The sequence below is a fragment of the Caulobacter sp. genome (assembly GCF_049283275.1).
Taxonomy (GTDB): domain Bacteria; phylum Pseudomonadota; class Alphaproteobacteria; order Caulobacterales; family Caulobacteraceae; genus Caulobacter.
Genome location: NZ_JBAPVS010000098.1, coordinates 1 through 8,320 on the forward strand (window position 1 = coordinate 1; position 8,320 = coordinate 8,320).

Below are 8,320 nucleotides of genomic sequence, written 5' to 3' on the forward strand. Positions count from 1 at the left end.
GGGGGAGGTGGCCCGAAGGGCCGGAGGGGGCTTGCCGCCCGATGATCCACCTTCGCACCCGCCTGTTCATTCCCCGCCAGATCAAACGGTGGCTGCCGACCTCGCTGTTCGGCCGCAGCTTGCTGATCATCGTCCTGCCCGTGGCGGTCATGCAGATCGCCGTCACCTGGGCGTTCTTCGACGCCCATTGGGAGACCGTCACCAGCCGCCTGTCCGAGGGCCTGGCCGGCGACGTCGCCTGGGCGGTGCAGACCTACAAGGACGACCCTTCGCCCGAGGCCTTGGACAAGATGGCCGAGCGGGCCGAGAACTCGATGTCGCTGTCGATCGCCCTGCAGAAGGGCCGCAAGCTGCCGACCAACCAGCGGCCGTCGCTCTTCGCCTCGCTGGACCGTTCGCTGCGCACGGCCCTGGACGAGCGGCTGGACGACCCGTTCTGGTTCGACACCACCCGCTATCCCGGCCATGTCGACATCCGCGTGCAGGTCGACGAGGGGGTGCTGCGGATCATCGCCCCGCGCGACCGGGCCTTCGCCACCCAGGGCCATATCTTCATCCTGTGGATGGTGGTGGCCACCCTGCTGCTGACCGCGGTGGCCATCCTGTTCATCCGCAACCAGGTGCGGGCCATCGAGCGGCTGGCCGACGCCGCCGACGCCTTCGGGCGCGGCATAGACCAGGCCGCCTTCAAGCCGCACGGCGCGCGCGAGGTGCGCAAGGCGGCCCAGGCCTTCCTGGCCATGAAGGCCCGCATCCAGCGCCATATCGAGCAGCGCACCGCCCTGCTGGCCAGCGTCAGCCACGACCTGCGCACGCCCCTGACCCGGCTGAAGCTGGAGATCGCCCTGGCCGAGCCCAGCCCGCAGCTGGAGGCCATGTCGCGCGACCTCTCCGAAATGGAGCACATGATCGACGAGTACCTGGCGTTCGCCCGGGGCGAGGGCGGCGAGGAGGCCCGCCAGGTCATGCTGCGGCCGCTGATCGAGGGCGTCTGCGAGGGCGCGGCCCGGTCCGGCGCCAAGGTCGAGGTGTCGATCGGCGACGACCTGTCGGCCATCCTGCGGCCCCAGGCCTTCAAGCGGGCGCTGGCCAACCTGATCGACAACGCCGCCGCCCACGGCGAGACCGTGCGGGTCTCGTCCACCGCCGCCCCGGCCGGCGGGGTGTGGATCTTCGTCGACGACGACGGTCCCGGCATTCCCGACGACCGCCACGAGGAGGCGTTCCGTCCGTTCAACCGCCTGGACGAGTCTCGGAACCAGAACGAGAAGGGCGTGGGCCTGGGCCTGGCCATCGCCCGCGACATGGCGCGGGGCCTGGGCGGCGAGCTGACCCTGCAACGCTCGCCGATGGGCGGATTGCGGGCCGTGCTGAGGTTGCCGGGATAGGCTGAAATCGGCGCGCCCCGCGAAGGCCGCAAGACCCTCGGCTCAGGACTTGGCCTTGGGATTGACCAGCTCGGGCGCGGTTTCGGCCGGCTCGGGCGCGCCCGCCAGGGTTAGATCGAACACCGAGCCGCCCGGCCCCGTCTCGACCAGGGCCAGGTCGCCGCCATGGCCCTGGGCCAGCTCGCGGGCGATGGCCAGGCCAAGGCCCGTGCCGCCGCGCCGCACCGAGCCCACGAACGGCTGGAAGAGGTTGTTGCGCGCCTTCTCCGGCACGCCGGGGCCGTCGTCGGACAGCCGCAGGACGCTCATGCCCTCCACGCGGCGCAACTCGACGAACACCCGCCCCTTGCCGCCGCGATCGGGCGCGCCCTCGATGGCCTCGCGGGCGTTGCGCAGCAGGTTCGTCAGGATGCGGTGCAGCTGGTCGGGATCGGCGATCACCTGCTCGCGGCTGTCGATCACCGTCTCCAGGGCCACGCCGGAGGGCTGCAGGCCGGAATCCTCGGCGGCCATGTCCAGGGCCGCGCGCAGCGGCGTGGCGCGCAGGGCCGGAGCCGGCTCCTTGGACTTGCCATAGGCCATCACGTCGCTGGCCAGGGTGATGGCGCGGTCCAGGGCCCGCTCCAGGCGCGGCAGGGCCTGGGCCACCTTGGGGTCGCCCAGGGCGGCCAGGCGGTCGGACGCCATCTGGGCGCTGGTCAGCATGTTGCGCAGGTCGTGATTGATCTTGGCCACGGCCTCGCCCAGGGCGGCCAGCCGGGCCTTGGCCTGCAGGGCGGTGATCAGGTCGGTCTGCATCATGTCCAGCTCGCGCTCGGCGCGGCCGATCTCGTCGCGGCGGCGCGAGACCACCACGCGGGCGGCGGGGTCCTCGGGATTGGCGCGGAACCGCTCCATGGCCTGGGTGATGCGCTGCATGGGCCGCACCAGCAGGAAGTTCAGCGCCAGATAGATCAGCACCCCGGCCAGGCCCGCCACGAAGATCGTCACCCCGGCCAGACGGCCCAGATAACCGACCAGCAGCGCCTTCAGCTGGGCGTCGGGCAGGACGATCTCGACGAACTCGGCCTCCTGGCGGAAGCGCGGCTCGGCCATCACCCGCACCATGCTGCCGGGCGCGCTCTTCAGGGTGAAGAACGGGGCGGCCAGCCACGATCCGGAGTTCTGGCGGCGCAGATCGACCAGATAGGGCGTCTTGATCTTCAGTCCGCGCGGCTCGGTGGGCAGCACCAGGCGGCGGGCGCCGTCGACCTCCAGCGCCACGATCACCACCCCGGCCTGGTCGAGCAGCTTCTGGGACACCCGGTCGGTCACCCGGCGCTCGGGATCGGCGTCGGCGATGGTCGAGGCCAGTTCGGCGGCCCGGACGCGGTCCAGCAGCCATTGCTTCTCGAAATCGGCGAGGGCCGGCGGCAGGATGAACGCGGCGGCGATGGCCACGAACAGGGCCGTCAGCAGCAGCAGGCGCGCCGACAGGCCTCCAGGCCACGGGAAGCGACGCCCTGGCTTGGGATGTTCCGGAACTGACGGTGCGACCGGCTCGGTCATGCGTCTGGGTTACTTCACGTCTGGGGCTTGGGCAACGCGGCGGTTTCGCCAATAGCGCCACAGGGGCGGCAGCAAGGCCAGGCCGCCCATCGCCGCGATCGGCAGATAGATGCGCGGCGAGAACAGGGTGTGCATCGTCACCGGCTCGCCGCTGGCGAAGATGTGGCCCAGGCCCGCACCGATGCCGGCATAGACGAACGAGCTGGGGATCATCCCCAGGAACGAGGCCAGAAGATAGGTGCGCACGGGGATGTTCATCAGGCCCGAGGCGACATTGACCAGCAGCAGCGGGAAGGCCGGGATCAGCCGCAGGGTCAGCAGGTAGGAGAAGGCGTCGGCCTTGAAGCCCTCCTCGATCCGGGACAGCAGGGCGCCGGGCTTCTTGCGCAGGAAGTCGCCGAAGGCCGTGCGGCAAACCAGATAGACCACGGTCGAGCCGCCCGTCGCGCCGGTCACCGCCACCGCCCCGCCGCCGATCGGTCCGAACAGGAAGCCGCCGGTCAGCGACAGGATCAGGGCGCCCGGCAGCGAGATCGACACCGTGGCCACATAGAGCAGGATGTAGATCACCGCCGTCTTCAGCGGATTGGCCGCGGCGTAGGTCTGCAGGGCCTGGCCCTGGGCCTGCAGGGTTTCCAGGCTGAGCCTGCCCGCCAGGCCGGTGACCAGGGCCACGGCCAGCAGGATCAGCAAGGCGGCCAACGGCCCGAAGCGCCGCAGCCAGGCCAGGGCGGTGTCAGGCGTCATCGGGCGCCGATCGCGTCGGTCACCGAGGCGAAGCCCTCGGCGCGCAGGCGGGCGGCCAGGTCGGCCTTGATCCGCTGGACCAAGCCCGGCCCGCCATAGACCAGAGCCGAATAGAGCTGCACGACGCAGGCCCCGGCGCGGATCTTGGCCAGGGCGTCCGCGCCGCTGGCGATCCCGCCCGCGCCGATCAGGACCAGGTGACCGCTATTGGCCGCGTGGAAGCGGGCCAGCATCGCGGTGGAGGCGGTCAGCAGGGGCTTGCCGGAAAGACCGCCGCTTTCGCCCTTCAGGGGCGAGATCAGGTCGGCGGGCCGGGCGATGGTGGTGTTGCTGACGATGACGCCGTTCAGGCCGTTGGCCTTGACGGTGTCGACGATGGCCTCGACCTCGCCGTCCTCAAGGTCGGGCGCGACCTTCAGGAAGATCGGATAGTCGACCGTGCCGGCCGCCTTCAGCAGGCCGCGCGCCTCGGCGATCCTGCCCAGAAGCTCCTCCAGCGCCGCCTTGGTCTGCAGGGCGCGCAGGCCCGGGGTGTTGGGCGAGGAGATGTTGACGGTGAAATAGTCCGACAGGCCCCACAGCCGCGTCAGGCCGGTGACATAGTCGGCGATGCGGTCCGCGGCGTCCTTGTTGGCGCCGATATTGGCCCCCACCACGGCGTCCCTGTGCTTGCCGACCCGCTGGGTCTTCAGGGTCGACAGGCGCGCGGCGAACGGCTCGAGCCCCTCGTTGTTGAAGCCCATGCGGTTGATCACCGCCTGGTCCTCGGTGAGCCGGAACAGGCGCGGGCGGGGATTGCCGGACTGGGCCAGGGGCGTGACCGTGCCGCATTCCACGAAGCCGAAGCCGGCCCGGGACATGGCGGCGGGGACCTCGGCGTTCTTGTCGAAGCCGGCGGCCAGGCCCACGCAGTTGGACAGCGCCATGCCAGCGATCGTGCAGGCCAGGATGGGGTCGTCGACGTCGGTCTGGCGTGGGCCCAGGCCCATCTTCAGCCCCTTGATCGCCCAGCCGTGGGCGTCCTCGGGATCCAGCGCGTGAAGGGCGCGCGAGGCGATGTCGTGAAGGCTCATGCGGACAGCTCGCCCAGGATCGGCACGCCGTCGGCGTCGAGAGCCAGAGCCCGCTCGGCGCTCACCTCGTCGACCTTCAGGTCGCGGAACAGGTGCGGGAACAGGTCTCCGCCGCGCGAGGCCTCCCACTTCAGGGCTTCGCCCAGGTCGTCGGCTTCGACGGTCAGCAGCATCAGGCCGGTTTGGCCTTTGAAATAGAGCTCGGCCGTTCGCTGGGCGGTGTCGTGGCCGGAGAAGTGGATGAAGCCGTCGGCCAGGTCGACCGCCGAGCCGGCGAAGGTCCCCGCGGCGCGGGCCGCGTCCCACTCGGTCTTCGGGAGGATCTTGTAGATCTTGCTCATTCGCCGCCGTGTCCGCCGTTTTCCGAAGCATAGAACAGGTGGCTCAAGGTCGGGGCTCCATCGGGGGCGATCGAAAAGACCGCGACGGTCGCGGTGGGAAACTTGCCGCGCAGCTGGGCCAGCTTGGCGGGATCGGCCGGTCCGCCCAGGGCCAGGCGCAGGGCCAGTTCGTGCAGGCCGGGATTGTGGCCCACGACCATGACGGTCCCGCTGTCGGGCGCTTCCTCGCGAATCGTCGCCAGCACGTCCTGGGCCTCGGCGTGGTAGAGGGCGCGGCGGGTTTCGACCCGGGTTGTGGGAAAGGCCGGCGCGGCCGCGTCCCAGGTCTGGCGGGTCCGGCGGGCCGAGGAGACCAGGGCCAGGACGGGCGACAGGCCGGCCTTGGCCAGCACCTTGCCCATCAAGGCCGCGTCGTTCTGGCCGCGCGGCGCCAGGGCGCGCTCGAAATCGCCGCCCGAAGCGGCGTGCTGCTCGGCCTTGCCGTGGCGCATGAGGATCAGTCGGTCCATGACCCTCCATAGCCTTCACCGGAGCGCTCCGGAAGCGCGCGGTTGACACGGAAGGCGCCAAGCGGTCCAAGGCGGGCATGGCAAATCTCGATTTCGCCGGGGCTGTGCTTTCCGAGGGCGGAACCTGGCGGTTCCCGCCCAATCAACCCTTGCGGCTCGACTCCGGCGCCCAGCTGGAAAACCTCGAGATCGCCTATCGCACCTGGGGCACGCTGAACGCGGACGGAACCAACGCCGTCCTGATCTGCCACGCCCTGAGCCTGGACCAGCACGTGGCCGGCGTTCACCCCGTCAGCGGCAAGGCCGGCTGGTGGACCCGCCTGGTCGGCCCCGGCAGGCCGATCGACCCGGCCCGCCACTTCATCATCTGCTCCAATGTGATCGGGGGGTGCTCCGGCTCGACCGGACCCGCCTCGATCAATCCGGCCACGGGCAAGCCCTATGGCCTGAGCTTCCCGGTGATCACCATCGCCGACATGGTGCGCGCCCAGGCCATGCTGGTCGAGGCCCTGGGCGTTGAAACCCTGCTGTCCGTGATCGGCGGCTCGATGGGCGGCATGCAGGTCCAGCAGTGGGCGGCCGACTATCCGGGCAAGCTGTTCAGCGCGGTGATCGTCGCCTCGGCCGCGCGTCACTCGGCCCAGAACATCGCCTTCCACGAGGTGGGCCGCCAGGCGATCATGGCCGATCCCGACTGGAAGGCCGGCGCCTATGCGCAGGGCAAGTCGCGCCCGGAAAAGGGCCTGGCCGTCGCCCGGATGGCCGCCCACATCACCTATCTGTCCGAGGCGGCCCTGCAACGAAAGTTCGGCCGCGAGCTGCAGCGCGACGGCCTGTCCTGGGGCTTCGACGCCGATTTCCAGGTGGAAAGCTATCTGCGCCACCAGGGGGCCAGCTTCGTCGACCGCTTCGACGCCAACTCGTATCTCTACATCACCCGGGCCATGGACTATTTCGACCTGGCCGCCGGCCATGGCGGGGTGCTGGCCCAGGCCTTCGCCGGGGCGCGCCACGCGCGGTTCTGCGTGCTGTCGTTCACCAGCGACTGGCTGTACCCGACCGCCGAGAACCGCCACATCGTCCGCGCCCTGACCGCCGCCGGCTGCCGTGCCGCCTTCGTCGAGATCGAGAGCGACAAGGGCCACGACGCCTTCCTGCTGGACGAACCGGTGATGGACGCGGCGCTGCACGGCTTCCTGAGTTCAGTGGAACGTGAGCGGGGGCTCTAGATGATCCGCGAAGACTTCAAAGAGATCCTGCGCCTCGTCCGCCCAGGCTCGCGCGTGTTGGACGTCGGCTGCGGGGAGGGCGTGCTGCTGGACCTGCTGACCCGGGAAAAGCAGGTCGACGGCCGGGGGCTGGAGATCAGCGCCGCCGGGGTCGCGGCCTGCATGTCGCGCGGCCTGTCGGTGGTGCAGGGCGACGCCGACCAGGACCTGGACCACTTCCCCGACCGCACCTTCGACTACGCGGTGCTGTCCCAGACCCTGCAGGCCACGCGCCGGCCCCGCCATGTGCTGGACGAGCTGCTGCGGATCGCCGACCACGCCGTGGTGTCGTTCCCCAACTTCGGCCACTGGCGGGTGCGCTGGTCGCTGCTGCATCGCGGGCGGATGCCCGAGACCGAGGCCCTGCCGCTGCCCTGGTGGGCCACGCCCAACATCCACCTGTGCACCCTGGCCGACTTCCTGGCCCTGACCGAGGATCTGGACGTGCGCATCGACGCCTGCGCCGCCTTCGCGGGCAACGGCCCGGCCCGGCAGATCGACCCGACCAGGACGCTGGAGAACTGGCGGGCGGAAACCTGCCTGTTCATGCTCAGCCGCAATCCCGCCCCCGCCGGTGTTTTGGCTTCAGCGGAACCTCCAGCGACTTCAGGCGATCTCTTCGACGGATGAAGCTTCGTCTCATGACGTACAATGTCCACCGTTGCGTGGGCACGGACCGCAAGCTCGACGTCGAGCGTGTGGCCGAGGTCATCGCTGCGGAGAACGCCGACGTGGTGGCGCTTCAGGAGCTGGACGTCCGCCGGGCCCGCACCCGGGGCGTGGACCAGGCCCACCGTCTGGCCGAGCTTCTGAAAATGCGCTCGCACTTCCACCCGGCCATGGCCGTGGAGGAAGAGCTTTACGGCGACGCCATCCTGACCGCCCTGCCCGAGACGAAGGTCAAGGCCGGCGGCCTGCCGCTGTATCCGCTCATTCCCGGCCTGGAGCCGCGCGGCGCGATCTGGATTACCGTCGATGTGGGCGGAACCCCGGTCCAGATCATCAACACCCATCTGGGCCTGGTGCCACAGGAGCAGAAGCGCCAAGCCGCCGCCTTGCTGGGCGAGCAGTGGATGGCGCACGAGGACTGGAAGGCGCCGGGCATCCTGCTGGGCGACTTCAACGCCACGCCCTATTCGGCGACCTATCGCCTGCTGAAGACCGTCCTGCGCGACGCCCAGACCCCGACCCCGACGTGGCGCCAGGCCCCGACCGCGACCTTCCCCTCGAACTTCCCGTTCATGCGCATCGACCACGTCTTCCTGACCAAGGGCGTAGAGACGGTGCGGGTCCACTCGCCCTACGGCCCCCTGGCGCGGACCGCCTCGGACCACCTGCCGCTGGTGATCGACCTGGAGATCACGGGCGCCTGAAGGTCGGGGACATGCCCTCGCGGCGTGTCCCCTTCCAAGAGCGCCGCGTCCGGTCATGGGGACACGCCGCAAG

General features: G+C 70.3%; 9 protein-coding genes. 4 read left to right on the plus strand and 5 right to left on the minus strand.

Features of this window, described 5'->3' with window-relative positions; genetic code table 11:
- The first annotated feature begins 41 nt into the window (after positions 1-41).
- Positions 42-1,388: an ATP-binding protein gene (locus WAL33_RS04850; RefSeq protein ID WP_422179041.1), complete on the plus strand. Its 1,347-nt coding sequence runs from the start codon at positions 42-44 to the stop codon at positions 1,386-1,388.
- 42 nt (positions 1,389-1,430) lie between these two features.
- Here WAL33_RS04850 and WAL33_RS04855 read toward each other — a convergent pair whose 3' ends face one another.
- From WAL33_RS04855 to WAL33_RS04875, 5 genes are read right to left on the minus strand one after another with little or no spacing between them, the layout of a single operon-like run.
- Positions 1,431-2,936 (minus strand): sensor histidine kinase, encoded by a 1,506-nt coding sequence (locus WAL33_RS04855; RefSeq protein WP_422179043.1) that lies wholly within the window; start codon positions 2,934-2,936, stop codon positions 1,431-1,433.
- A 9-nt stretch (positions 2,937-2,945) separates the two neighbouring features.
- A complete protein-coding gene (locus WAL33_RS04860) occupies positions 2,946-3,683 on the minus strand; it encodes a TVP38/TMEM64 family protein (protein WP_422179045.1) in 738 nt (245 codons plus the stop codon).
- Positions 3,680-4,756, minus strand: coding sequence for a quinone-dependent dihydroorotate dehydrogenase (locus tag WAL33_RS04865; RefSeq protein ID WP_422179047.1), 1,077 nt, complete (start codon positions 4,754-4,756; stop codon positions 3,680-3,682). The genes WAL33_RS04860 and WAL33_RS04865 overlap by 4 nt, the downstream gene beginning before the upstream one ends.
- Complete coding sequence (locus WAL33_RS04870) at positions 4,753-5,097, minus strand: DUF952 domain-containing protein (protein WP_422179048.1); 345 nt, start codon at positions 5,095-5,097, stop codon at positions 4,753-4,755. Before WAL33_RS04870 ends, WAL33_RS04865 begins: the two co-directional genes overlap by 4 nt.
- Positions 5,094-5,606: a SixA phosphatase family protein gene (locus WAL33_RS04875; protein ID WP_422179050.1), complete on the minus strand. Its 513-nt coding sequence runs from the start codon at positions 5,604-5,606 to the stop codon at positions 5,094-5,096. Before WAL33_RS04875 ends, WAL33_RS04870 begins: the two co-directional genes overlap by 4 nt.
- A 77-nt stretch (positions 5,607-5,683) precedes the next feature.
- Between WAL33_RS04875 and metX the strand changes: the two genes are divergently transcribed.
- The 3 genes from metX to WAL33_RS04890 are packed head-to-tail and all read left to right on the plus strand — an operon-like array spanning position 5,684 to position 8,247.
- Complete coding sequence (gene metX, locus WAL33_RS04880) at positions 5,684-6,835, plus strand: homoserine O-acetyltransferase MetX (RefSeq protein WP_422179052.1); 1,152 nt, start codon at positions 5,684-5,686, stop codon at positions 6,833-6,835.
- A complete protein-coding gene (gene metW / locus WAL33_RS04885) occupies positions 6,836-7,504 on the plus strand; it encodes a methionine biosynthesis protein MetW (RefSeq protein WP_422179054.1) in 669 nt (222 codons plus the stop codon). It begins immediately after the preceding gene.
- Entirely contained in the window at positions 7,501-8,247 is a 747-nt protein-coding gene (locus tag WAL33_RS04890) for an endonuclease/exonuclease/phosphatase family protein (RefSeq protein WP_422179056.1), read from the plus strand. Before metW ends, WAL33_RS04890 begins: the two co-directional genes overlap by 4 nt.
- The last annotated feature ends 73 nt before the right edge of the window (positions 8,248-8,320 follow it).

What these genes read in the sequence shown, in the direction of transcription:
- metW (WP_422179054.1), top strand. Translation starts at nt 6,836, where the DNA reads ATGATCCGCGAAGACTTCAAAGAGATCCTGCGCCTCGTCCGCCCAGGC.
- WAL33_RS04875 (WP_422179050.1), bottom strand. Translation starts at nt 5,606, where the DNA reads ATGGACCGACTGATCCTCATGCGCCACGGCAAGGCCGAGCAGCACGCC.
- WAL33_RS04850 (WP_422179041.1), top strand. Translation starts at nt 42, where the DNA reads ATGATCCACCTTCGCACCCGCCTGTTCATTCCCCGCCAGATCAAACGG.
- metX (WP_422179052.1), top strand. Translation starts at nt 5,684, where the DNA reads ATGGCAAATCTCGATTTCGCCGGGGCTGTGCTTTCCGAGGGCGGAACC.
- WAL33_RS04870 (WP_422179048.1), bottom strand. Translation starts at nt 5,097, where the DNA reads ATGAGCAAGATCTACAAGATCCTCCCGAAGACCGAGTGGGACGCGGCC.
- WAL33_RS04890 (WP_422179056.1), top strand. Translation starts at nt 7,501, where the DNA reads ATGAAGCTTCGTCTCATGACGTACAATGTCCACCGTTGCGTGGGCACG.
- WAL33_RS04865 (WP_422179047.1), bottom strand. Translation starts at nt 4,756, where the DNA reads ATGAGCCTTCACGACATCGCCTCGCGCGCCCTTCACGCGCTGGATCCC.
- WAL33_RS04860 (WP_422179045.1), bottom strand. Translation starts at nt 3,683, where the DNA reads ATGACGCCTGACACCGCCCTGGCCTGGCTGCGGCGCTTCGGGCCGTTG.
- WAL33_RS04855 (WP_422179043.1), bottom strand. Translation starts at nt 2,936, where the DNA reads ATGACCGAGCCGGTCGCACCGTCAGTTCCGGAACATCCCAAGCCAGGG.